The sequence below is a fragment of the Treponema zioleckii genome (genome assembly GCF_014737315.1).
Classification (GTDB): Bacteria; Spirochaetota; Spirochaetia; order Treponematales; family Treponemataceae; genus Treponema_D; species Treponema_D zioleckii.
Window position 1 is genome coordinate 1 of record NZ_JPUF01000062.1, and the last position, 23,407, is coordinate 23,407.

The window sequence follows — 23,407 nt, forward strand, 5'->3', positions numbered from 1 at the left end:
GTTTACCAATCAAAAAGTCTAATCAAAAAAGTTCAAACAAAAAGTTTTATAGCCAAAATAAAAAAAATAAAATAGGAGATTAAAAAAATGGCTAAAGAAAAAAAAGAGTTGGACAGATATGACACGGCGGCCAAACGAAATACGCCGATTGTTGTAAAACTTCTTGCTGTTATTCTCACTTCTGTTATTGTGAGTGTCTTTGGTGTGGCTCTTCTTGAGCTTTTTATTTTTTCATCTGGTGTGCGAAATTCCACCGACAATGACCTTGAAAAATTTTCTTCCGGGCTTGAAATGACTTTGGAAGACTGGCGAAAAACTCTTGAGGCTGACGTTATTCTTTTATCAAAGCGCAGCGACATCGCTCAAAACACAGCCTCAAATTCAATTCACAATCTTGATTCCGTTATAAAATGGGAGACAGGCACTTTGAACGTGGACGTTCTTGCAATTACAGATTCTTCGGGCAACGTTATTACCGGCAGGGGCGTTTCTTCGGGCGAGCGGCTTACGACAATCGGGGCGGTTGCAAGCTCTCTCCGAGGCGCTGCGGGCTATTCTTACGCTCAAATCGGAAAAATGGGCTATTCGCTCATTGCGGCAACTCCGATTCGTTATGGCGGTTCTGTTGTCGGAAGCGTCGTTGCCGCCTATTCGCTTTCGGACGGAAGGTTCGTTACGCAGGCTCAAAAGTCATATTCCGCGATGTGCACCGTATTTGAAGGCGCAAGACGTGTTTCTACGACTTTGGGCGAGGAATTTATTGGAACTTATCAAGAAAATCAGGAAATCCTTGATGCCGTTTTGCTCAAAGGAAACGAATTTCACGGAAGAAACATGATTAACGGCGAAGAGTATATGTCGGTCTCTTTTCCGCTTGTTTCTAGCAACTGTGAGATTTCTGGAATGCTTTTTATTGCCCGAAGCACGCAAATCGTAAATTCAATTCGGAATCACACGATGGCGATTGTCATTCCGTTTGCTGTTTTTATCATCATTGCGCTCACAATATTCTGCTACAAATTTGTTCACTGGATAATGTGGCGCGTTTACAATGTTACGAATTTTCTCAAAGAACTTTCAACGGGCGACGCAGACCTTACCAAACGCTGCAAGCTTTTTATCCGCGATGAAATCGGCGACCTTATAATTCATTTTGATTTGTTTTTGGACAAACTTCAGAACATCATGCGCGAAGTAAAAACTACGAAAGTGGAGCTTGGAACTTCTGGCGAGGAACTTTCGGGCGGAACCGAGGAAACTGCCAGCGCAATCACGCAGATTATTTCTAATATTGACGGAATCCACAAACAGATTATTTCCCAGGGACAGAGCGTAAGCAAAACTGCCGTGGCGGTGAACGAAATTTCTGGAAACATTACGAATCTTGACCGGCTCGTTGAAAGCCAGTCCGCCGGCGTTACACAGGCTTCTGCCGCAATCGAGGAGATGATTGGAAACATTTCTTCCGTAACGAGTTCTGTTGAAAAAATGGCTGACGCTTTCGGTTCATTGAATTCTGATGTTCAGCTTGGTTTTGAAAAGCAAAAAGACGTTAACGAAAAAATTCAGATGATTGAAAATCAGTCGGCAATGCTTGCGGATGCGAACTTTATTATTTCGAACATTTCGGCGCAGACAAATCTTCTTGCCATGAACGCTGCCATTGAGGCGGCTCATGCGGGGGAGGCCGGCCGTGGTTTTTCTGTTGTTGCGGATGAAATTCGAAAACTTTCGGAATCTTCGGCATTGCAGTCCAAGAAAATTGGTTCTAGGCTTACGGCGATTCGGAATTCGATTTCTGATGTGGTCGCTTCTTCGAACGAGGCGAGTGCGGCTTTCAGTGCGGTTTCGAACCACATTAAAAAGACCGATGAGCTTGTTTTGCAGATTAAATGTGCGATGGACGAGCAAAACGAAGGCTCGAAGCAGATAGGCGATTCCATCAGGATTATGAACGCTAGCACACGTGACGTTCAGACTGCGGCAAAAGAAATGTCTTTGCGAAATGAGCGTATTTTGCAGGAAATGAACAACTTGCAGAACGCTACGGTTAGCATTCAGTCGAATATGGACGAAATGGCTGTTGGCGCAAAGCAGATTAACGAGACTGGAACTACGCTGACCGAAGTTTCTGGCACAGTTCAGTATTCAATCACAAAAATCGGAAGTCAGATTGACCGATTTAAGACCGAATAGTTTTCATTTGGAGTTTTTATGAGAAAGATTTTATTTTACGTTTCTATATTCTTTTTGCTTACGATTCTTCTTTCGGCTTGCAATGTTAACAAAAAGGCTTCTATAACAAAGCACCCGATGACTTTGCGTTTCGCAGAAAATCACGTTAGCGGCTATCCGACGTCTTTGGCTGACGAAGAATTTGCCCGGCTCGTGGAAGAGAAAACCGAGGGGCGGGTAAAGATTGAAGTGATTACCGGCGGCGCGCTTACCGAAACTTCGGGCGAGACTCTTGAAGCGTTAAAGCTCGGCGACATCGCGTTTTCGAGAATTTCAATTTCTCCGATTGCCGAGAGCGTTCCTCGATTCAATGCGTTGATGCTTCCGTATCTTTATCGCTCTTCTTCCCACATGTGGAATGTGCTGAACGGAAAAATCGGTCAGGATTTGCTTGATGATGTTGAGCGTTCTGGTTTGGAAATTATGGCTCTCTGCTATTATGATGCTGGGGCGAGAAATTTTTATTCAACGAAAGAAATCAATTCCCTTGCCGACATGAAGAATTTGAGAATCCGCGTGCAGAATCAGATGATGGTTGATATGTGCGAGGCTCTTGGTGCCGTTGGCGTTACTGGAATTGACATGACGGCCGTGCGAAGCAATATTGAAAACGGAATTATTGACGCTGCCGAGAACAATTGGCCGACTTACCAAAGCACGGGCGATTACACTTCTGCAAAATATTATGTTCTTGACCAGCACAACAGAATTCCTGAACTTTTGATCGCTTCAAAAAAAGTGCTTTCCAAGCTTGACGCGAATGATGTAAAAATCATTAAGGAATGTGCAAAGATTGCTCAGGAGTACGAAATCAAAAAATGGAAGGAGATGGAATCTTCTGCTGAGCAGATTGTCCGCTCAAACGGCAACAGAATTTTGGGACTTTCGCCTAGCGCTCAGGCAGAATTTCAAAAAGCGATGAAAGGAATTTACGAAAAATACGGCAGCAAATACCGCGACATTATAAGAACGATTCAGGCAACACGGTAGGAGTTTGTCCTGCATTTTTGACACTGATAAACAGTGATAAACACAGATGGGACACAGATGGGACATAGGTAAAAAAAAATCCGTGTCCCATCACCGTTCATCTGTGTTAATCTGTGTCAGATTTTGTAGATAAGTTAAAGTGCGCTGAGTGCGTTTGAAATGTCGGCGATTAAGTCGTCCACGTTTTCAAGACCAACCGAGAGTCGAACCAAGTCTGACGGAACACCGCCGGCTTTGAGCTCTTCTTCCGTCATCTGGCGGTGAGTAGAGCTTGCAGGGTGAAGACAGCAAGTTCTAGCGTCGGCAACGTGAGTCGCAATCATTCCTAGTTTGAGTCCCGCCATGAATTTTTCTGCGTTCTTTCTGCCGCCTTTTACACCAAAACTGATTACTCCGCAAGTGCCCTTAGGCATGTATTTTTTTGCCCGTTCGTAATATTTGTTTCCAGGAAGCCCCGGATAGTTTACCCAGGCAACTTTGTCGTTCTTTTCGAGAAACTGTGCGATTTTGAGCGCATTTGAGCAGTGGCGCTCCATTCGTACAGGAAGTGACTCAAGACCGAGGTTCAGCATGTAAGCGTTCATTGGCGACTGAACTGTTCCAAGGTCTCGCATGAGCTGAGCGGTGGCTTTTGTGATGAACGCGCCTTCTTTTCCGAATTGTGTCGCGTATGTGATTCCGTGGTAGCTTTCGTCTGGCGTGCAGAGTCCTGGGAATTTGTCTGCGTGAGCCATCCAGTCGAATTTTCCGTGGTCAACGATAACTCCGCCAACGGTTGCGTCGTGACCGTCCATATATTTTGTTGTGGAATGAGTTACAATGTCTGCTCCGAATTCAAAAGGTCTGCAATTTACAGGAGTTGCGAATGTATTGTCGATGATGAGAGGAACTCCGTGTTTGTGGGCCGCATTTGCGAAGCGTTCAATGTCAAAAACGATGAGTGCAGGATTTGCCAAAGTTTCTCCGAAGACGGCTTTTGTGTTCGGCTTAAAAGCCGCTTCAAGTTCTTCGTCCGTGCAGTCCGGGTCAACGAATGTAAAATCGATTCCCATTTTTCGCATTGTTACGTTAAAGAGATTGAAACTTCCGCCGTAAATCGTTGAAGATGCGATTACGTGGTCTCCGGCGCTAGCAAGGTTGAACACTGCAAGGAATGTGGCAGCCTGTCCTGAGCCTGTGAGCATTGCCGCTGTTCCGCCTTCCATTGCTGCGATTTTTGCTGCAACCATGTCGCAGGTCGGGTTCTGCAGACGCGAGTAAAAATATCCGCTGGCCTGCAGGTCAAAAAGTTTACCCATTTCTTCGCTTGTGTCGTATTTGAACGTGGTGCTCTGAATAATTGGAATCATTCTAGGTTCACCGTTTTTAGGTTCATAGCCCGAATGCAAACATTTTGTCTCGATTTCCATTTTAAAATCTCCTTGTGCCGAATATTCTATATTTTTTCTGAATTTCAAAAAAGCCCAGATAATTGCCATTCTGAATTTTGACACAGATTAACAGTGATAAACACAGATAAGACACAGATGAAAGTGGAACCTGTTTGCTCAGCACACGCAAACTCAACCGCCCCACCAGAGCACGAGTTGCCTCTTATCCATAACGTGCGAGCCTTTGCGGCGAGCACAAAAGAAAACCTCCGAGTCGCAGCCGTGCTTGTCGCGGCGACTCGGAAACACCTGCAAGCTGCACCCAACAAAGCGCGAGTTTTTTTTCAGAAAAACTTGCGGGAAACGCACAAGTGAACTAAAAGTCTAAAAGCCAACTTGCAGCGTTTCCCTAAACGCACAAGTGAACTAAAACTCTAAAAGTCAACTTGCAGCGTTTCCCTAAATCATTTTTTCGGAAAAATCCTTCGGCTCACCTTGCCACGTGAGTTTTCCGTGCTTTATAAGAATGATTCGGTCGCTTATCCGCTTTGCTTCTTCAATGTCGTGCGTCACCATGATTCCTGTAAAACCGAAAGTCTTCTGAAGTTGTCTTATCAGTTCGGAAAGCTTTTTTCTAAGCGGAGCGTCAAGGGCCGAAAGCGGTTCGTCAAACAAAACTAGTTTTGGTTTTGTGATTAAAGTCCTTGCAAGTGAAACTCGTTGGGCTTCTCCGCCGGAAAGAGTTTGTGGCATACGTTTTTCAAAACCTTCGAGATTAAAATCCTTCAAAAAATCACTTGCGAGTTTTCGTGCTTCCTTTTTTTTAGTGCCGCGCGAGACAAGTCCGTAAGAAACGTTGTCTTCCACGCGCAAATGGTCAAAAAGTGCGTGATTCTGAAAAACCATTCCGATTTCGCGTTTTGCTGGCGGCAGGTTTGTAATGTCTTTTTCGTCGAGAATGATTTTTTTTCCTGGTGATTTTTTGCCGTCTTCAAGGCCCGCAATCATCCTCAAAATTGTGGACTTTCCGCTGCCGCTCGGACCGACTATGCTCGTCATTGAGCCTTTTTTTGCGGTGAACGAAACGTCAACCTGCACTGTGTCAAAATCAGCCTGTAAATCTTTTGCAATAAAATATTCTTCCATAAAAATCTTCCTCATAGATTTTAGTGCATGAATCTTCTGAATCACGCCGATTTGCAGATTCGTTTTGCCAGCCCAAAAACGACCGTGCACAGACTTGCTAAAATCAAACCTGTCATGCACGCTTCGTTAAACTTGTAGCTTCCCGCGAGTCTGTACGTAAAAAGCGCGAGCGTGTCAAAATTCGGAATTGAAAGAATTAGCGGAAGCGAAGTGTCTCCCGCGCTGATTGCAAAGCAAAATCCGAATGCCGAAAAAATTCCGCGTTTGCACACCGGAAGATAAATTTTAAAAATCAAATCCATCGGGTTCGGACTCAAAATCCTTGCGGCATCAACTGTGGATTCTGGAATTTTTAAAATGTACGGAAAAATCTGCCTGAATGCCATTGGCCATATTAATGCCGACTGTGCGAGGACGAGAATCAAAAAATTCCCCCGCCTGAATAAAATCATCAGCCCTAGGCCCGTAACGATGCCGGAAATTGCCATTGGAAGCATGGAAACGCTTTTTAAGAATGCGGAACGTGATTTTCGCAGAACTATCGCGTAAAAAAATCCGGCTGTCGTGCATAAAAATCCGGTCGTGAGCGATGAAAAAAATGTCCACCTGAAAGCTTTAAAAAAACTTTTTGAGCTTAAGATTTTTCTTAAATTGTAAAAAATCGACGAATCGAATCTGTTTGCCGAAGAAAATGCGTTAAAAATGATTCCTGCGAGCGGGGCTAAAAAAAAGAGCATGATTAAAAAAATCACGATTCCAAAAAAAATCTTTTCTGCAGGGCCTCGGATTTTTTTTAAGTCGCCAGAAGATTTTAGGTTGAGACCTTTTTCGACCGAGGAGCGTTTTTCTAAAACTGCGTAAAGTGCCACCACAAGGCCTGCGGAGAGCGTTTCGGTGAGTGCGAGCGACGAAGCGAATCTAAAATCCAACGTGTTTCGCACCGCCTGATAAATTTCAACTTCAAGCGTCGTAATCCCGATTCCGCCAAAAAGCAGAACCAGCATAAAGCTAAAAAAACAATAGATAAAAACCGGAATGCACGCCGAAACGATTGCCGGCATGAGCTGAAATAGCGTAATCGTCCTGAAAATTCGCCATTCGCTGCTTCCCAAAAGGCGTGCGGACTCTGCCTGCTCGTTCGGGAGCCTTGACCACGCGTCAGAAACCGTGCTCATTACGAGCGGAAAATTGTAGAATCCTTGCGTTAAAATCAGCCCAAAAAATGTGTAAAGAAAATTTACCGAAGGCGTTTTTAGATTCCAGATTGAATTTATTGAATTGATGAATTGATTTAAAATTCCTGACCGCCCAAAAAAAGTTATGTAGCCGAGTGCGATTATTAAGGCCGGCATACAGACTGGAATGGCGGAAAGCGACAGCAAAAACTTTCGCCCAAAAAAGTTTCTCTTGCCGCAAAAAAAAGCCGCCGGTACCCCGATTAAAATCGCCACAAAAAGCGACAAGAATGCCTGATAAAACGTGAGCGACGTGATTTTTGCGATTCTAAGAACACTCACCGCTTTTTGAGAATGACCGGTGAGCGTAAAAATTGGCGAGCACGCGCAAAAAAGGCAAATTATCAAAAAAACTGACAAAAGCACAAAAATCAAAGCCGAAAACAAGAATACAGATTTTTGAAAAATTTGACTTTTCTGTTGCATAGTGCCCTATTATTTTATGGTTTCCATTATTTTCTCAACGGCATTTTCAAGTTCTTTTGGATTTGGCGTGAGTGTTTTTTCTGGAATTGCGGCTCCTTGCTCGTAGCATGGCGGAAGTGCGACATTTTTGTTTGCAGGGTACATCCACTGCGTGAGCGGAAGAGTTTTCTGGGCTTCGTCAGAAATCAAAAAGTCCATAAATTTCTTTGCGCCTTCGAGATTCTTTGCGTTCTTTATGATTGCCGCGCCCTCAACCTGAATCGGGTGGCCGTCGTCAAAAATCAAGGTTTTGAATGTCGTTCCGCCGTTGTATTCAATTCCTGCCGCAGGGCTTGTCGTGTAGCTAATGACCATCGGGGCTTCGCCCTTTTCGAACATTCCGTAGCCAGAAGACCAGCCTGGAGTCATTGCAAGAATGTTCGGTTTGAGTTCCTTCCAAAAGTCAAGATAATTTTCACCGTAAGTCGCAACCGTCCATGCAACAAAACCAAGTCCAGGTGTTGATGTGCGAGGATCCATTAAAATCAAGGAATTTCTGTAAATCTCGTTCTTCAAGTCATCGAGGGACTCTGGAGCCGGCAAAGTTGATTTTGTATCGTAAATAATCGCAAAGTGCGAATAGTCGTAAGGCGTGATTTTCCAGTCACCGCCGAGAATCGAAACAAGATTCTGTGGAATCAGCTCGTCCGCCCCGCTCGGTTTGTAAGATTCAAGAATGTCGGCTTCGATTGCACGATGCGCAATATTGTTGTCTAGCCCGATGATTACGTCTGCAATTGGATTGTCTTTTTCGAGAATCGCTTTGCTCATAACGCTGATTGCGTCCTCAAACTCAACAAAGTTCACTGTAAGCCCGGTTTTTTCCTCAAAAACTTTTTTGATTTCTGGTCCCGGCCCCCATTCGCCCAAAAAACTGTCGTAAGCGTAAACCGTGATTTCTTTATTTTCTGCGCTTGCTTTTGCTTGAGACTCGTCTTTTTTGCTGTGACAGCCCAAAACAATAGAAGAAAATAAAATTGAAGAAACAAAAATGGAAAGAATTTTTAAAATATGATTTTTTTTCATATCTTCCTCCGCTGGTATTATCCAGATCAGGTTGGAGCTTCATACGAAACTCTGCGGGTTTGCTCTCAGCAGATTTATCTGCACCCCGGATTGTAAGATTATATAAAAAAGCGATTTTTTGTGGTATATCTGCAGAGAAAAAAAATCACAGGTTCCGCATTATAAACGAGCCCTCTTCCAAGTGAAGCACAAGTTTTCCCTGAAAACTTATGTGAAAAGCACGAGTAGACTCAAATTTTAAAAAATTACTTGCACCCGCAAAAGTGAAGCACAAGTTTTCCCTGAAAACTTGTGGGAAACGCACGAGTAGATTCAAAATTTGAAAATTTGCTTGCAGCGTTTCCGTAAACGCACGAGTGGACTCAAATTTAAAAAATTGCTTGCAGCGTTTCCGTAAACGCACGAGTAGACTCAAATTTAAAAAATTGCTTGCACCTCTTCCAAGTGAAGCACAAGTTTTCTCTGAAAACTTGTGGGAAACGCACGAGTGAATCTAAATTTTAAAAAATTACTTGCAGCGTTTCCTTTGACATTCGATAATTTTAATATGAAGAATTTTTTTAAGAAAATTTCATTCGGCCTTGTATTTTTTTTAATTACCGTATTTGCTTTTTCTGAAAACGACAGCAAAGTTTTTTATGAATTCGGCATAGGCTCAGGATTCGTGTTTTACGGAAAAGACGAAACAAAAGATTTAATAAAAAAACTTGATGATGGAAATCAGTTTTTGATAAACGCAAATCTCACGTTTTTAATTCCCTTGCAAGATTTTGTTTATTTTTCCTTCGGCGGGGATTCAACTTTTGATTTTCACTGGAAAAACGGCGATTCAATTTATTTAATCGACTATTCAGCCTTCTTCGGATTTAGAATCTATCCGAACCTTGCAGGACTTTGCCTGAGCGTTGATTATGATTTTGGTCGGCGCACAGATTTTATTGAAGTAAAAGATTCGCTCTCCGAAAATCAGAGCACTCCGTGCGGAAACGGATTCCGAGCCGGAATTTCGTACGATTTTTCACGGCACACGAACGGAATCGCTCCCGTTGTTGGCGCAAACTTAAAGCACATGCCGCGGGGAAATTCAAGCGACAATATTTTGAGCGTTTTTCTAAACTTGCATATTTGATTTTAAAGAAAGATTTTATTTTAATATTTTAAAATCAGCGCTAAAACTTTTATATTAAAACTGAATTTTTAGGGCAGCCTGCTTAATCTTATGGGAACCTATAAAAACTTAAGTTTTTGTAAGTAACTTTGAAATCAATTACTTTTAAGGAACAAAAATGGAAATCTTAACGGAAGGAAAAATGCCAGAAATCCCAAAAACTTCGGGAAACACTTCAGCTTCAGAATCCGCGCTTTCTCCATCGGATTTGGGAATTGCCGTTGACGTTGGAACTACGACTGTCGTAGTTAGTGTCTGGTCGCTTTCCGCCCGAAAACATCTTGCTACTGTTGCCGAAAAAAACAATCAGGTTCGCTACGGCTATGATGTGATAAAAAGAATTTCTTTCGCTTGCAGACCGCCATTAACAGGTTCATCTATAGTTGTCGAAAGCGGGCCTTCCGCCCTTCATTATTGCATTTTGATGCAGCTTGAAAAAATGATTTCGAAGGCAGTTTCAATTGCTGCGGCAAAATTGCCACGAGGATTTCGTCCAAAAATCAATTCAATCGTAATCACCGGTAACACAGTAATGCTCAGTTTTGTGTGCGCCGTTACCGTAAAAAATATGGCTGCTGCTCCGTTCGCACCAGGCTCCCTTTTTGATTTTACGACAACATGGCTTTCGGTGCGAGAAGGAAAAGCTTGCGAAAATACGGAGACACTTGATAATCCTACGGCCGAAATGCTTTCAATTTTTAAGGCCAGCATAATCCCGAATGAAACTCCTGTCTACTTTCCGCCGTGCATCGGGGCTTTTATTGGTGCAGATACGATTTGCTCAATGATTTCGGCAGGATTCCCCGTTCCAGGTGCCGCTCAGTCAAATTTGCAGCCGGGCGAATCAGCCTTAAAAGTGCCGCTTTTGCTTGCGGATATTGGAACGAACAGCGAAATTGTGCTTTACGAACCAGGTTCAGAAAATTCTCCGGGCAGAATTTTTTGCACGTCAGCGGCAGCTGGCCCTGCATTCGAGGCGGCAAACATTGCCTGCGGAATGAGTGCCGTGGAAGGCGCAATCGACAAAATCTCAATCGAAGGCGGAAAAATAATTCCTCATGTCATCGGCAATGTTCCTGCAAAAGGAATTTGCGGTTCTGGACTTGTGAGCATCATAAGCAATCTTTACGAGAACAATTATATTGAAAAAAGTGGCGCGATTTTAAAAGGAAAATCTCAGCTCGGCGACGGCTCCGCTTGCATAGAAATTACTCCTGCTGTGTATATTTCTCAGCAGGATATCCGAAATCTTCAGCTTGCAAAATCTGCCGTAAGAACGGGACTTGAATATATGGTAGAAAAGGCAAAATCGATTCCCGTTTTTTGTATTGCAGGCGGATTCGGTGCGAAAATCGACTTGCAGTCGGCAAAAAAAATCGGCTTGTATCCGTCGGTACTTGAGCAGCGTGTTGTTCAGCTTGGAAACGGAGCGCTTGCGGGGGCAAGCTCAATGCTTTTTTCAAAGGCCCTGCGCGAAAAAGCCCGTCTGCTAAAAAAACATTCCTTCCCGATAAATTTGGCTGCAATCCATGAATTTCAGACAAAATTCCTTCATTCAATTGATTTTGGCCATATCTAAAATCAAATTAACTTTTTTTGTAAAAAATCTTAATTTGACATTGCAAAATTGATACGGTAATATAAGAATGAATTTTAGTGATTAAATTATTTTCTAATTAAAAATTGGATTTTTTAATCGAATTCTACAGGAGCTACTGAAACATGGAAACGAAAACGATTCTGTGCATAGTTCTCCCGATTGTAGGAATTGTTCTTGGATGGATTATTCGCTGGCTGTATGCCAGATTGCAACTCTCTGCATCAGAGCAAAAAGCTGAACGTGTTGTACAAGATGCGGTAAAAGAGGCAGAAGCTCAGAAAAAAGAAATTTTGTTGGAAGCAAAGGATCAACTCATTCGTGAACGAAACCAGCAGGAGCGTGAGAACCGTGACAGGCGTGCTGAAGTTCAAAGATACGAAGCGCGCGTAAACAAAAAGGAAGAGTTGATTGATAAACGATCAGCTGAGTTTGACAAGAAAGAGCAGGATTATGCTGAACGACTTGGTGCTATGAAAAAGCGTGAAGAGTCTTTGGCACGGCAGGAAGAAAAATATCGGCAGGAACTTGAACGAATTTCGGGTCTTTCCGCTCAGGAAGCGAAGGATTTGATTATCAAGAATCTTGAAAACGATGCTCGCCACGATGCTCAAGCTTTGCTCAACAAAATCGAGCAGGACGCGCAGCTTTCGGCTGAGAAAAAAGCTCAGGAAATTCTCGTTACGACCATTCAGCGAATTGCGACCGAAACTGCTAGCGATGTTACTGTTACCACAGTTTCGCTTCCAAGCGATGAAATGAAAGGTCGAATTATTGGACGTGAGGGACGTAATATCCGTGCATTGGAAACTTTGACGGGTGTTGATATTATTATTGATGATACTCCAGAGGCTGTCGTAATCAGCTGTTTTGATCCTGTTCGCAAGGAAATTGCAAAGCAGGCTCTTGAGCGTCTTGTTACCGACGGACGAATTCACCCGGCGAGAATCGAGGAAGTCGTACAGAAGGTTACGCGAGAGATTCAGCAGAAGATTTACGAGGAAGGCGAGAAGGTTCTCTTTGACCTTGGAATTCACAATATGAATCAAGACGGCGTTCGTGCGTTGGGAAGGCTTTACTTCCGCACAAGCTACGGACAGAACGTACTTACGCACTCAAAAGAAGTTGCCGAGATTGCGAGCATTCTTGCGGCTGAGGTTGGTGCGAACAAAGATTTGGCAAAACGTGCGGCCCTTCTGCATGATATTGGTAAAGGTGCTGAAAACGACAGTGATCAGAACCACGCAGAGGTTGGTGCTGAGATGGCTAGAAAAATGGGCGAAGATCCTAAAATTATCAATGCCATTGCGGCTCACCACAACGATGTTGAGGCCAATACAATCGAGGCTGTGCTTGTTCAGATTGCGGATGCAATCAGTGCGGCCAGACCGGGTGCAAGACGCGAGACTGTTGATAACTATGTTAAGCGTCTCGAAAACCTTGAAGAGACTGCCGAAAAGTTCAACGGTGTTGAAAAAGCTTATGCAATTCAGGCTGGTCGTGAGCTTAGAATCCTTGTTAACAACGAGAAGATTCCAGACGGCGAGGTTAAAGAACTTGCCCAAAAAATTGCGAAACAGATTGAGAGCGACTTGCGTTATCCAGGTCGCATAAAACTCACGATGATTCGTGAAACAAGAATTGTAGAATACGCAAGATAAATAAAATCCCGCAGTTTTAAATGCTGCGGGATTTTTTTTGCTTCGACTTCGCTCAGCAACCGTGGTATTGCCGTGCTTGTCGTGGCAAAATGAAGACACCTGCAAAGTGCACGGTGAAGCGCAAGTTTTCTTGTAGAAAAGTTGCGGGCTGCGGCGAGAGTCAGCTTTTAAGTTGTAAGATTAATTTCTGCCGTATATGGGGATTTTATCCAGCGCTCAAAAATCGTTTGCGAAGCGCGAACGATAAAGTTGACCTTCGTTTTGCCGCCTTGCTTGTCGCGGCAAAACGAAGACACTTGCAAGCTGCATAGTGAAACGCAAGTTTTCTTGTAGAAAACTTGCGGGCTGCGGCGAGAGTCAGTTTTTAAGTTGTAAGATTTATTTCTGCCGTATATGGGGATTTTATCCATCGCTCAAAAATTGTTCGCGAAGCGCGAACGATAAAGTTGACCTTCGATTCGACGCCGTGCTTGTTGCGGCGAATCGAAAGCACTTACAAAGTGCACTATGAAGCGCAAGTTTTTTCTTAAAAAACTTGCGGGGCGCAACCGGGTGAACTTAAAATTTAAAGTCAATTTTGTTGCGCCCTTACATATGGAAGTTTTCTCCCAAGTAAATCTGCCTTGCTTGCTCGTTCTGAATAATTTCGTCTTTAGAGCCTTCAATTAAGATTTGCCCTGTGCTTACAATATATGCTCTTTCTGTAATTTCGAGCGTGTCGCGAACGTTGTGGTCGGTAATAAGAATTCCGATATTCTTTTTTGAGAGAATCTTTATAATCTCCTTAATATCCGCTACCGCAATCGGGTCAATTCCGGCGAAGGGCTCGTCCAGCAAAAGAAACTTCGGCTCAATTGCAAGCGAGCGTGCAATTTCTGTGCGGCGCCGTTCGCCACCGCTCAAAGTGTACGCCGGCTGCTTGCGGATATGTCCGATTCTGAATTCTTCGATTAGGTCTTCAAGTCGCTGGCGTTTTTCGGCACGGTTAATATCTTTTCGTGTCTCAAGAATTGACCAAATATTTTCTTCGACGGTAAGTTTTTTAAAAACGCTTGGCTCCTGTGGAAGATAAGAAATTCCGAGCTGGGCGCGCTTGTACATCGGTAGATTTGTGACTATTTTTCCGTCAAGCAAGATTTGACCGTGAGTTGGTTTGTGAAATCCTACGACCATGTAAAAACTCGTTGTTTTTCCTGCACCGTTCGGACCTAAAAGACCTACGACTTCGCCGGATTTTACGAGAAAATTTACCCCCTTGACGGCTTTCTTTTTTCCGAAATATTTATGAAGGTCTCTCGCTTCAAGGGTGTGCGTGCCTTGTTCAAGGTGTGCGCTCTCATCCGTATTTGTGCTTGTAAGTTCGTCCAGGGCAGGAGAAATGCTTGCAGAGTGACTTTCTTGCGAAGCCGAAAGCTTTTCTGAAAGTTCGCCCTGAGCGGAGAAAGTTGAATCTTCTTGGTTTTTCGAAATTGTTGATTCCGAAGAAAGAGAGTCGGTAATCTTATTGTTCTTTTTTCTCTTGAACAGACTTATCATTTTCACTTCCGTTTTGTTCTTCTTGTTTTGGAGGCTCTGTCTTTTCAGCCTCGGCTTGAGTATTGCTTGAGTCCTGGTCTTGCGTTTTTTTCTCGGACTTTGAGTTGTCGGTGATGTTTCCGCTTACGCGACCGTCGAGCGTTATTTCGTTCGTGTCGAGGTTGAGCTGAATTTCCTGCGCCCTAAAAGTATCGTCGCCTTGCGTTATGCGAGGATTTCCGCTCAATTCAAGCATTTTCGTTTTTTTATTGTAGACTGCATACGCTGCGTTACAAATGTTGTCTTTTTGAATCAACTTGACGTTTATGTGCATGGTCGCAATGTCGGTGTTTTGATTGTATTCGATGATTTGTGCGTCCGAAGTAACGTCGTTTGCGCTGTCTATCATGTGCACGTTGTCTTCGAGCGTTGCGATTTTTGTGTTGCGGTCGTAGCGCATTTTCTCGCATGTAAAATCAATTTGGCTCGAAGTGTTCGTGCCTGTCACTTTGCCTTCCGCCGTGATGAACCGAAAATTTTCGCCGGTGAGAGTGATTTTGTCGGCTTTTATTTCCATTGTTTCGGTTTGAATGTAAGCGTTTCCGATTAGGCGAGTCGCGTCGTTTTTTCCGCCCGTTTTTCCGGACATTGAATCTGCATAAAAATTGATTTTTTCTGCAAAACACATAGAAATAAAGTGTGCAGTTAGAAAAAATGTCAGAAAAATGATTTTTTTATTGGGCATCGGCTTTTTCCTCTTCTTGTGAGTCGGTTTCGATTATGCCCGAAACTTCTTGCGTAAAAGCGAACGAATTGCTCAAAGAACTCGCGCTGAAGCCTTTGCCCGTGATTTCGGTGTCTTTTTTTGCGATAGTCACTTCGTCGTCTTTACCGCTCGTAATCTGTTCGTTTTTATTGTCGATTTTTAGGGATTCGGCATAAATTTCTGTGTCCTGCGAAAAGATTTTTAAATAAATGTCGCCGAGAAGCACGTATTGTTTGTTTTTTGTGTCGGCGGAAATAATGTTGCATTTTCCGTCAGTCTGCGGCTTTTTTTCCGCATCAAAAGTGTGGAATTCCGCCTGCTTTGCCACTGATTTTCCAGAGGTTTTGTATTGCTCTACTTTTTCGGCGGTAAGTTCCATCGTCAGGTTTGCTTTTTCGTAACGCGAGAACGAGGCATTGCTAAAAGTGAATTCCGGAATCGTGTCCTCTGAGTTTTCTTCTTTTGCATAGTTAAGAGAACACGAAGTGAATGCGAGAAATACTGCTGGCAAGGCGGTGAGCACGCGCCCAAAAAGAATTGATGAAAAGTCTTTAGGGCGTGGCTTGAGATTTTTTATACTCATTTGTGTTGGTCTAAAGCGGCTCCAATGAACGAGATAAAAATCGGGTGCGGTTTTGTTGGACGAGAGACGAATTCCGGGTGGAACTGGATTCCGAGCCCCCACGGGTGCTCCTTCCATTCAAAGCCTTCGATTTGACCGTCTTCGCTAGATTTTGCCGAGATTATAAGTCCCTTGTCGGCCATATCCTGAGCGTATCGCTTGTCAAAAGTGTATTTTGAGCGGTGCCGCTCGTTTATAACATCTTTTTGGTAAATGTCATAAAGTTTTGTTTCTTTTTCAATGTTTACGCCGGAAGCTCCGAGTTTCATAATTCCTGAGGAAATTGCACCTGACTGTTCTTCTGGAAGCGAGATTACAGGATGTTCGCTGTTCTGCATGAATTCTGTTGAATCCGCGTCCTTCCATCCCAAAAGTGTTCTTGCCGTTTCAATTGGCATGAGCTGCATTCCGAGGTCGATTCCGAGGTAAGGAATGTTGTTCTCTCGCGCGTAGCGAACGGTCTGCAAAAGCCCCAAAAATCCGCGCTGCCCGTAATTTCCAGGAATTATGATTGCGTCAACGCCGTTGAAGAACGGAGAAATGTCGCTTGTTCCTTCGAGTGTCTCCGCATCGATTTTTTTGAGGATAAGCTCTGCGTTGTAAGAAGTTACGCTTGCATGGAGAAGACTCTCCCGAACGCTCTTGTAGCAGTCGTCGAGGTAGTCTTTTTTTCCGACCATTGCAACGCAAACTTTTTTCTGAGGTGAGCGCAAATGCTCAACAAAGTCAGTCCACGGTTTTACGTTTACCTGCCGGTTTCCGAGCTTTAATTTTTCGAAGATTCGCGCGTCCATTCCCTGGGTGTGGAATGAGTTCGGAAGCTCGTAGATTGAATTTAAGTCAGTTGATGTAAAGACTGCGTTTGAGCCGACGTTGCAGAACATGGCGACTTTTTTTCGCATATCGTCGTCAATCATTCTGTCGCAGCGGCAAAGAAGGATGTCCGGCTGAATTCCAGTTTGCTGGAGCTGCTTTACAGAGTTCTGGGTCGGTTTTGTTTTTAATTCACCGCCAATGATTGTCGGAATTAAAGTGAGGTGAATCGTAATGCAGTTGCCTTTGCCCAGTTCGTGCATGAGCTGTCGGGCAACTTCAAGGAACGGAATTGACTCAATGTCTCCGACAGTTCCCCCGATTTCGACGATTACGACATCTGCGCCGGTTTTTGTGCCCATTGCGATTATGCGTCGTTTGATTTCGTCAGTAATGTGCGGAATTACTTGAACGGTTCGTCCATTGTATCTTCCCGCGCGCTCGTTCCTGATTACTGCGTCGTAAACTTTTCCGATTGTAATAAGGTTCTGATTGTTGAGGCTCACGTTCGTAAAGCGAGAATAATTTCCTAAATCGCTGTCAGTTTCCGCTCCGTCCTCGGTAACGTAAACTTCGCCCTGCTGATACGGGCTGATTGTTCCTGCATCAATGTTGATGTACGGATCACATTTCATAATTGCGATTTTAAGTCCGCTTGACTCAAGAAGACTTCCTATTGCGGATGTGGCAACACCTTTTCCTAAACTAGAACATACACCACTTGTTACAAGAATATATTTGCTCATAATTTTTACAGTTTAGCATTTATTAAAAATCTGTGGTAGCCCTTGCCTGTGTGAAAGGTGAAAAATGAAAAATGAAAAATCGCGCAACTGCCGTATTGCTTTCAACTTCTCAGGGCTTCCTCATTATAAACTTGCAAGTGTAAAAAAAATTGTCTGCACTACCGTAAAAAACGTTTTTGTTCACGCGGTGCAAGGGGCGAGCAACAAAACTGCACCAACCAACACGAGAGTTTTCCGCTAGGAAAACTCGTAGGAAACGCACGAGTTGGCTTGTATTCTCAAAGTGAACTTTTAGCGTTTCCGTAAACGTTCGCAAAAGCCGTTTTTTACTCTCGTTCCGACAATTTTTTTGTCAACTTTCCTGTATTGCGGAAACCTTGTTCAGCCATTTTGGAACGATAGACTAAAATCTTATAAGCCTGTAAACTATAAGAACTCAAATCTTCGGGGGATAGTTATGGAAAAAAGAGAAGGCCTTTTGACGTTCGACATCAATTCTGGAAAATTCTGGATTTGTGATGTAGAGGAACATGCTCCAATCACTGACATTGAGTTTGGCGACACTTTTGAAGTTAAAGTCGGTGACGAATGGGTTCAGACCGGAATCGAAATCACGAACGATACCGATGGAAATCTTCTTTTTAAATTGAAGAATACTAATTACGCTGGAATTCTTGACGACCTCGAAGTTCGCATGTAGTTTTAGAGCAGCCTGAATTAAAATTGGTGTTGAAATATGAGAGATTTAAGAAAATATGTCCGTTTTGAAGATTTCGGTAGGGTGGACTGCCCAGATATCTGCATGATTTCTGGAGTTCTCAATGACATCAGTTCTTGCGGGCTGAAAGTCACTTTCAACGTTCCGCTCACAATCGACATGGAAAAAGATTACGACATTATCGTAAAACTTTCAAAATTCAACGAATCACCGATGCGGCTTACGGGTGCACCGGCATGGACTTATGTTCAAAAAAACAGCACCCAAGTGGGATTCGCGATTCTTTACTCAAAAGATTCAGGCAGACTTGAAGATTATGTTCTAAAATTGGAGCAGGATAGTTCTGATGGATATAATTTGTCAGACCTGATTCCATCAAAAGACGAAGCTTGCATCGTTCTTTAGAAAATCTTAAAAAAATCAACTTACCTCATCCTGAATGGCAGAATATGGCAGAAATTGAAAATTTACCAGGAACGGCTTTTCTTGCCTTTCCAGAAATGAAAAATCTTCTAACTTCCGAGCTGGCTTCTCGCTTTGGCTACGGAAAAATAATTGACTCCGCAACGATTGAAGGAAAATCTTTTGATTCAAAAAACAGCCGCTGGTACGGCGACTTGCTTTATTGTCCTGATTTTGTTCCTAAAAAAGATGATTCAGGGGCTTTGCTTCTTCCGTATTGGGCCAGAACTTGCATGATTTCTCCCAAATTGATTCGCTTTGAGTCAATCGGGGACGGAGCTAAGGCTCTTTGCGCGATTCAGCGAAATTGGGCACCGTATCAGTACCAGCTTTTTAGGCGAGGAACTCTTTTGCAGGAAAAACTTCCTCACATCAATTTGAAGGTTCGGAAATTTCCGTTTAACATTCCGAATACGGCAATGGGCCTTTACACGCTTATCGATGAAAAAACTATGCTTGCGAGCGAGGAGACAAATTCCCCGGCTCCTGCTGGAAGAATTGTGTTTGAGGAAGACCATGAGAATCCGCCGAGCAGAGCATATTTAAAGATTCAGGAAAGTCTTACGCTTGCCCGCACTTTTTTTGATGTGGAATTGCCGAAAGGGGGCGACAAATGTTTTGAAGCAGGTGCATGCCCTGGCGGCTGGACTTATGTTCTTCGGCTTTTAGGAGCCGATGTTTTTGCGGTTGACCGTGCTGAACTTGCCCCTTCTTTAATGGCAGACCCTCACGTAAAATTCCTTGCCCACGACGCGTTCACTTTAAAACCTGAAGAAATTGAACGTGATTTTGGAAAACTTGACTGGCTTTTTAGCGACGTAATCTGCTATCCGGAACGTCTTTTGGAATGGATTAAAATGTGGATTGAAAGCGGAAAAGTCAAGAACATTATCTGCACGATAAAAATGCAGGGCGAAATTGACTGGAATCTGATTGCAGAATTTGCAAAGATTCCTAATTCAAAAATCGTTCACTTGAACTACAACAAGCACGAACTTACGTTTATGCGAATTTGTAAGTAGCTGGCAAAATGACGATGGCGGTGGTTTAGACCGTGCTGAACCACCGCGGTTAGCCTAGCTCGAACTGCCGGCAGTGTAGTCGTATGGAGTTTCCTGATAAACGTAATAGTTGAGCCAGTTCGAAAAAAACAGATGAGCTGTGCTTCGCCAAGTGTTTACAGGTTTTTTGTTAGAATCATTACCCGGAAAATAGTTTGCTGGAATCTCAATCGGAAGATTTTTTTCTTTGTCGCGCCAATATTCCTTGCTCAAAGTTTCCGTGTCGTATTCTAGATGTCCCATCATAAAAATGCTTCGGTTATCCTTTGATTTTGCCAGAGTCACTTCGTTAAAATCACTTTCCGCAAGAATCGTCAAGTCAGAAACCTTTTGAATTGCGGACGAGGAAACCGTCGTGTGGCGGGATGTCGGAACCGGAAAAAGGTCGTCGAATCCGCGCAGAAGAGGTTCGTTCTTTGTTGAAGCGTGGTTTGGAAATACGCCAAAGAGCTTTTTTTCCAAAGAATTCTTTTTGATTCCGTAATTGTGGTAAAGTCCTGCCTGCGCGCCCCAGCAAATGTAAAGCGTTGAGTACACGTTCTCGCGGGCATAGTCCATAATGTCGCAAAGTTCGCCCCAGTAATCAACGTCCTCAAAAGGCATTTGCTCCACGGGGGCTCCCGTAATAATCATTCCGTCGTACTTGTGCTTAAAAATCTCACTGGAAGGAATGTAGAACTTCTCCAAGTGTTCTTCGCTCGTGTGAGTTGACTCGTGGTTTTCCATGCGCACGAGAGAAATGTCCGTCTGGAGCGGAGTGTTTCCCAAAAGTCGCAAAAGCTGCGTTTCGGTAGTTTCTTTCGTAGGCATCAAGTTGATTATCGCGATTTTTAGCGGACGGATATCCTGCGTTGCGGCTCGACTTTCCGTCATCACGAAAATATTTTCATTCTCAAGAATTGTTCTTGCTGGTAAATCTGACTGTATTCGAATTGGCATACAAATAATATAGTAAATAAAATCGAAATTTGCTATATTACCCTTTATGAGTTCTTCAAAAGACAAGCAGAATGCTATAAGAAAACTTAAGGCACTTAATTTTTCTGCAAAAACAGATGTAAAGGATTTTCGGGATAAAATAAATTCAACTTTTTCTTCTATTTATCTACCGAATCAAGTTTCGCTTTCAGAAAGAAAGTTTGACGACGTTGAATGTGATGTGATTGAGCCGGTAATGTTTTCCTCAAGACGAATTTTGATTTATGTTCATGGAGGTTCATTCGTGGGCGGTTCTAGAAAGGCGTACAGGCCTTTTGTGTCCACTCTCGCAAATTCAATGGCTTGCAAGGCTTATTTGCCAGAGTTCAGGCTGGCACCGGCTTTTCCCTATCCTTCGTCGGTGGAAGATGTGCAGAAAGTTTTTGAAACCGTTTTTACCGAGGCTCAGGCAGCTTTGTCAGTCATTTCTGACGGTTCAAAAAATGATGATGAAAAAAGTGAGATAATCGTTGCGGCAGATACGAGCGGAGCTTCGATAGCGGTGTCGCTTTTGCTTTCGATTAACGAAAAATATCGTTCCGGAGTTTCAAGGCTGATTCTTTTTAGCCCGTGGCTTGATATTTCGGATGACAATCAGATTTTTAAGGTTCGGAAAGCGAGTGACGAAGTTTTTACGGCGGAAGGAATCCGTTTTGCGGCGGAAAATTATACTCACGTGGCGAACAGAAACAGCCCTCTCGTTTCGCCTTTAAAAGGCTCGCCGGCGGAATTTAAGGGCTTCCCGAAGGTGTTTATTCAGATGGGCGAAAAAGAACTTTTCCTTGACGATGCGGAAAAGTTTCACAGCCTGATTTACGATGCTGGCAGCAAATGTGACATTGACATTTGGAAGGGAATGATGCCGATGTTCCAGCTTGCGGATGAATATTTGAGCGAGTCTCACCTCGCAATCGAAAAAATCGGCAAAATGATTACGAATCCGTCCCACGACGATGAAAGTGAGACGAGAATTTTACTTAAACTCGAAAAGAATTAACGGAGGTTTTTTATGGAGCTTGTGTGCCCTGCAGGAAATGTAGACAAACTTGAATACGCATACAATTATGGTGCGGACACTGCGTACATCGGTCTAAAACGTTTTTCTCTCAGAATCAAGGCCGATAATTTTTATGATGATGAATACAAGCGTGTAATCGAACTTAAAAAGAAATTTCCAAAGAAAAGACTTTTTTGCGCGCTGAACATTTCGTTCCACAATCACGACATGGATCAGTTTTACAAGAATCTGGATTACTTCCATCAGTATCCGATTGATGCGTTCATCGTTCAGGATTTGGGAATGGTGCGTCTCTTGCAAAAGGAATTCCCTGGCGTTCATCTTCATCTTTCGACCCAGGCTTCGTGCATGAACAAAGAGGCGGTAAAAATGTACCGCGATTTGGGATTCAAACGTGTCGTTCTTGGTCGCGAAGTGACTCTCGAAGAAATTCGTGAGATTAAGGATGAAAACCCGGATATGGAGCTTGAATGCTTTGCCCACGGCGCAATGTGCATTGCCTATTCTGGCCGCTGTCTTATGAGCGCATATCTTACTGGTCGTTCAGCTCAGTCAGGATTTTGCAGCCACACTTGCCGCTGGGATTATGACTTGGGAACGTCTTCTAGCCAGCGTCTGGCAGAACTTAACAAAAAGGGCGGAAAACTTACAGAGGCAGACGCAAAACTTATTGCTCAGTCTGGAATGCTCCGCTTGGAGGAACATCAGCGTCCTGGCGAGTACTTCCCTGTTTTTGAGGGCGATGATTTTACTGCGATTCTTTCTTCAAAAGATTTGTGCATGATTGACCATCTTGAAGATATGAAAAAAGCTGGTATTGATGCAATAAAAATCGAAGGCCGAATGAAGTCGATTTATTACGTTGCGATGGTTACACGCGCGTATCGAAAGGCTTTGGACGCACTCGACGGAAAAATTTCTTACGACGAGGCAAGACCGTTTATGGCGGCTCTTGAAGAAGTTGCTCACCGCGAAAGCACAACAGGCTTTTACTACAACCGTGGAGATGCTGACAAAACAACCGTCGGTGCGAGTGATTCACCTTACGAACTTGCCTCAACGATTGAAGAGGAACTTGATACCGAAAAGATTCTTGCTGCGGGTGAAAAACTCGTTGCTGACCGCGAAGCCGAAATCAACGCGATGCACCCGAATGCAAAGGCTGCAGTGCTCCGTGATTTGGAACAGCATCCAGAAAAAGTCGTTCGCACTGTAACAAAGCGTGAAGGCTGGAAGATTTACAAGATGAATCCGCTCAACAAAATCGACGAGGGAACAGACCTTGAGCTTGTTTCGCCAGACGTGCTGAGCCTAAAATTGCCTGCGTCGGATTATGAGTTCATAAATCCTGTTACGGGCGAAAAACGTTCGTGGGTGAACGCAGACCACGATTGTGCGATTTATACGCCGCTGAAGATTCAGGCGGGAACACTCGTCCGCATGAAGGATGCTGAATATGTTCCTGGAAAAATCCGCGACACGGGGCGAGGGAATAATTAGGAATGCGGAATTAGGAAAAAACTTAGGTGGTATTTAGTCGCCGAAGTTTTTTCCTTCGCTCCTAATAATTGACTCCCTTTCCGCCACGATTTTAAAACACCTGCAAGACCCGCCCGCCAAAGCGAAAGTTTTGCTTTGCAAAAGTTTCGGGAACCGCACAAGCCAACATAAACTCCAAAAGTCAACTTGCAACGGTTTTGAAAAAAACAGAAGGAAATAAAATAAAGAACACAATTGCGAGCCGCGGTGGCGAGCATGAAACTTAACCTTAAAATCGTGGCCACCCTTTCCGCCACGATTTTAAAACACCTGCAA

At 43.6% G+C, this 23,407-nt stretch carries 19 protein-coding genes; 10 read left to right on the forward strand and 9 right to left on the reverse strand.

Translation table 11 applies throughout. The annotated features are described in order from the left end of the window. Nucleotides 1-87: 87 nt before the first annotated feature. Both JI65_RS13775 and JI65_RS13780 read left to right on the forward strand, forming a co-directional pair. Complete coding sequence (locus tag JI65_RS13775) at nt 88-2,196, forward strand: methyl-accepting chemotaxis protein (RefSeq protein ID WP_191017665.1); 2,109 nt, start codon at nt 88-90, stop codon at nt 2,194-2,196. Nucleotides 2,197-2,214: 18 nt separating this feature from the next. Then, entirely contained in the window at nt 2,215-3,225 is a 1,011-nt protein-coding gene (locus tag JI65_RS13780; protein WP_191017667.1) for a TRAP transporter substrate-binding protein, read from the forward strand. Nucleotides 3,226-3,359: 134 nt separating this feature from the next. Here JI65_RS13780 and JI65_RS13785 read toward each other — a convergent pair whose 3' ends face one another. From JI65_RS13785 to JI65_RS13800, 4 genes are all read right to left on the reverse strand, one after another. Continuing rightward, entirely contained in the window at nt 3,360-4,634 is a 1,275-nt protein-coding gene (locus JI65_RS13785; protein WP_191017669.1) for an O-acetylhomoserine aminocarboxypropyltransferase/cysteine synthase family protein, read from the reverse strand. A gap of 420 nt (nt 4,635-5,054) precedes the next feature. Beyond that, complete coding sequence (locus JI65_RS13790; RefSeq protein WP_191017671.1) at nt 5,055-5,741, reverse strand: ABC transporter ATP-binding protein; 687 nt, start codon at nt 5,739-5,741, stop codon at nt 5,055-5,057. A gap of 41 nt (nt 5,742-5,782) precedes the next feature. Further along, complete coding sequence (locus JI65_RS13795) at nt 5,783-7,402, reverse strand: ABC transporter permease (RefSeq protein ID WP_191017673.1); 1,620 nt, start codon at nt 7,400-7,402, stop codon at nt 5,783-5,785. Between the two features lie 9 nt (nt 7,403-7,411). After that, complete coding sequence (locus JI65_RS13800; RefSeq protein WP_191017674.1) at nt 7,412-8,467, reverse strand: thiamine ABC transporter substrate-binding protein; 1,056 nt, start codon at nt 8,465-8,467, stop codon at nt 7,412-7,414. 547 nt (nt 8,468-9,014) lie between these two features. Here JI65_RS13800 and JI65_RS13805 point away from each other — a divergent pair. The 3 genes from JI65_RS13805 to rny all read left to right on the forward strand — a co-directional run bounded on the left by JI65_RS13805 (nt 9,015) and on the right by rny (nt 12,893). After that, nucleotides 9,015-9,596 carry a hypothetical protein gene (locus JI65_RS13805; RefSeq protein WP_191017676.1) on the forward strand — a complete coding sequence of 194 codons (582 nt, stop codon included), beginning with the start codon at nt 9,015-9,017 and terminating at the stop codon, nt 9,594-9,596. Between the two features lie 157 nt (nt 9,597-9,753). Further along, on the forward strand, nt 9,754-11,214 hold the full coding sequence (locus tag JI65_RS13810) for an ASKHA domain-containing protein (RefSeq protein WP_191017677.1): 1,461 nt from the start codon (nt 9,754-9,756) through the stop codon (nt 11,212-11,214). Nucleotides 11,215-11,357: 143 nt separating this feature from the next. Beyond that, nucleotides 11,358-12,893 (forward strand): ribonuclease Y, encoded by a 1,536-nt coding sequence (rny, locus tag JI65_RS13815; RefSeq protein WP_191017679.1) that lies wholly within the window; start codon nt 11,358-11,360, stop codon nt 12,891-12,893. A 588-nt stretch (nt 12,894-13,481) separates the two neighbouring features. Here rny and lptB read toward each other — a convergent pair. From lptB to JI65_RS13835, 4 genes are all read right to left on the reverse strand, one after another. Then, the gene (gene lptB / locus JI65_RS13820) at nt 13,482-14,261 is read right to left on the reverse strand and encodes an LPS export ABC transporter ATP-binding protein (RefSeq protein WP_422822284.1); all 780 of its coding nucleotides are present in this window, start codon (nt 14,259-14,261) and stop codon (nt 13,482-13,484) included. A 133-nt stretch (nt 14,262-14,394) separates the two neighbouring features. Further along, a complete protein-coding gene (locus JI65_RS13825; protein ID WP_242457256.1) occupies nt 14,395-15,057 on the reverse strand; it encodes an LptA/OstA family protein in 663 nt (220 codons plus the stop codon). 85 nt (nt 15,058-15,142) lie between these two features. Next, nucleotides 15,143-15,757: an LPS export ABC transporter periplasmic protein LptC gene (gene lptC / locus JI65_RS13830; RefSeq protein ID WP_191017684.1), complete on the reverse strand. Its 615-nt coding sequence runs from the start codon at nt 15,755-15,757 to the stop codon at nt 15,143-15,145. Beyond that, the gene (locus JI65_RS13835) at nt 15,754-17,355 is read right to left on the reverse strand and encodes a CTP synthase (protein WP_191017686.1); all 1,602 of its coding nucleotides are present in this window, start codon (nt 17,353-17,355) and stop codon (nt 15,754-15,756) included. Before JI65_RS13835 ends, lptC begins: the two co-directional genes overlap by 4 nt. A 457-nt stretch (nt 17,356-17,812) precedes the next feature. On the opposite strand from JI65_RS13835, the gene JI65_RS13840 reads away from it, so the two are divergent. From JI65_RS13840 to JI65_RS13850, 3 genes are read left to right on the forward strand one after another with little or no spacing between them, the layout of a single operon-like run. After that, a complete protein-coding gene (locus tag JI65_RS13840) occupies nt 17,813-18,055 on the forward strand; it encodes a DUF5348 domain-containing protein (RefSeq protein ID WP_191017687.1) in 243 nt (80 codons plus the stop codon). 36 nt (nt 18,056-18,091) lie between these two features. Continuing rightward, nucleotides 18,092-18,478, forward strand: coding sequence for a hypothetical protein (locus JI65_RS13845; RefSeq protein WP_191017689.1), 387 nt, complete (start codon nt 18,092-18,094; stop codon nt 18,476-18,478). A 44-nt stretch (nt 18,479-18,522) separates the two neighbouring features. Then, nucleotides 18,523-19,557: an SAM-dependent methyltransferase gene (locus JI65_RS13850; RefSeq protein ID WP_191017690.1), complete on the forward strand. Its 1,035-nt coding sequence runs from the start codon at nt 18,523-18,525 to the stop codon at nt 19,555-19,557. Nucleotides 19,558-19,611: 54 nt separating this feature from the next. Here the strand turns inward: JI65_RS13850 and metA are convergent, their stop codons facing one another. After that, nucleotides 19,612-20,535, reverse strand: a complete 924-nt coding sequence (gene metA, locus JI65_RS13855) for a homoserine O-acetyltransferase MetA (protein ID WP_191017692.1) — start codon at nt 20,533-20,535, stop codon at nt 19,612-19,614. Between the two features lie 46 nt (nt 20,536-20,581). Here metA and JI65_RS13860 point away from each other — a divergent pair, with 46 nt between their 5' ends. Together JI65_RS13860 and JI65_RS13865 are read left to right on the forward strand one after the other, a co-directional pair. Next, nucleotides 20,582-21,571 (forward strand): alpha/beta hydrolase fold domain-containing protein, encoded by a 990-nt coding sequence (locus JI65_RS13860; protein ID WP_191017693.1) that lies wholly within the window; start codon nt 20,582-20,584, stop codon nt 21,569-21,571. Nucleotides 21,572-21,583: 12 nt separating this feature from the next. Next, a complete protein-coding gene (locus JI65_RS13865) occupies nt 21,584-23,092 on the forward strand; it encodes a peptidase U32 family protein (protein WP_191017695.1) in 1,509 nt (502 codons plus the stop codon). Nucleotides 23,093-23,407 lie beyond the last annotated feature (315 nt).

Excerpts from the sequence above, each read along its gene's own strand:
- JI65_RS13860 (WP_191017693.1), top strand. The coding sequence starts at position 20,582 with ATGAGTTCTTCAAAAGACAAGCAGAATGCTATAAGAAAACTTAAGGCA.
- JI65_RS13805 (WP_191017676.1), top strand. The coding sequence starts at position 9,015 with ATGAAGAATTTTTTTAAGAAAATTTCATTCGGCCTTGTATTTTTTTTA.
- JI65_RS13775 (WP_191017665.1), top strand. The coding sequence starts at position 88 with ATGGCTAAAGAAAAAAAAGAGTTGGACAGATATGACACGGCGGCCAAA.
- lptC (WP_191017684.1), bottom strand. The coding sequence starts at position 15,757 with ATGAGTATAAAAAATCTCAAGCCACGCCCTAAAGACTTTTCATCAATT.
- JI65_RS13840 (WP_191017687.1), top strand. The coding sequence starts at position 17,813 with ATGGAAAAAAGAGAAGGCCTTTTGACGTTCGACATCAATTCTGGAAAA.
- JI65_RS13800 (WP_191017674.1), bottom strand. The coding sequence starts at position 8,467 with ATGAAAAAAAATCATATTTTAAAAATTCTTTCCATTTTTGTTTCTTCA.
- JI65_RS13810 (WP_191017677.1), top strand. The coding sequence starts at position 9,754 with ATGGAAATCTTAACGGAAGGAAAAATGCCAGAAATCCCAAAAACTTCG.
- rny (WP_191017679.1), top strand. The coding sequence starts at position 11,358 with ATGGAAACGAAAACGATTCTGTGCATAGTTCTCCCGATTGTAGGAATT.
- JI65_RS13785 (WP_191017669.1), bottom strand. The coding sequence starts at position 4,634 with ATGGAAATCGAGACAAAATGTTTGCATTCGGGCTATGAACCTAAAAAC.
- metA (WP_191017692.1), bottom strand. The coding sequence starts at position 20,535 with ATGCCAATTCGAATACAGTCAGATTTACCAGCAAGAACAATTCTTGAG.
- JI65_RS13790 (WP_191017671.1), bottom strand. The coding sequence starts at position 5,741 with ATGGAAGAATATTTTATTGCAAAAGATTTACAGGCTGATTTTGACACA.
- JI65_RS13835 (WP_191017686.1), bottom strand. The coding sequence starts at position 17,355 with ATGAGCAAATATATTCTTGTAACAAGTGGTGTATGTTCTAGTTTAGGA.
- JI65_RS13845 (WP_191017689.1), top strand. The coding sequence starts at position 18,092 with ATGAGAGATTTAAGAAAATATGTCCGTTTTGAAGATTTCGGTAGGGTG.
- JI65_RS13780 (WP_191017667.1), top strand. The coding sequence starts at position 2,215 with ATGAGAAAGATTTTATTTTACGTTTCTATATTCTTTTTGCTTACGATT.
- JI65_RS13865 (WP_191017695.1), top strand. The coding sequence starts at position 21,584 with ATGGAGCTTGTGTGCCCTGCAGGAAATGTAGACAAACTTGAATACGCA.
- JI65_RS13850 (WP_191017690.1), top strand. The coding sequence starts at position 18,523 with ATGGCAGAAATTGAAAATTTACCAGGAACGGCTTTTCTTGCCTTTCCA.
- JI65_RS13795 (WP_191017673.1), bottom strand. The coding sequence starts at position 7,402 with ATGCAACAGAAAAGTCAAATTTTTCAAAAATCTGTATTCTTGTTTTCG.
- JI65_RS13825 (WP_242457256.1), bottom strand. The coding sequence starts at position 15,057 with ATGTCCGGAAAAACGGGCGGAAAAAACGACGCGACTCGCCTAATCGGA.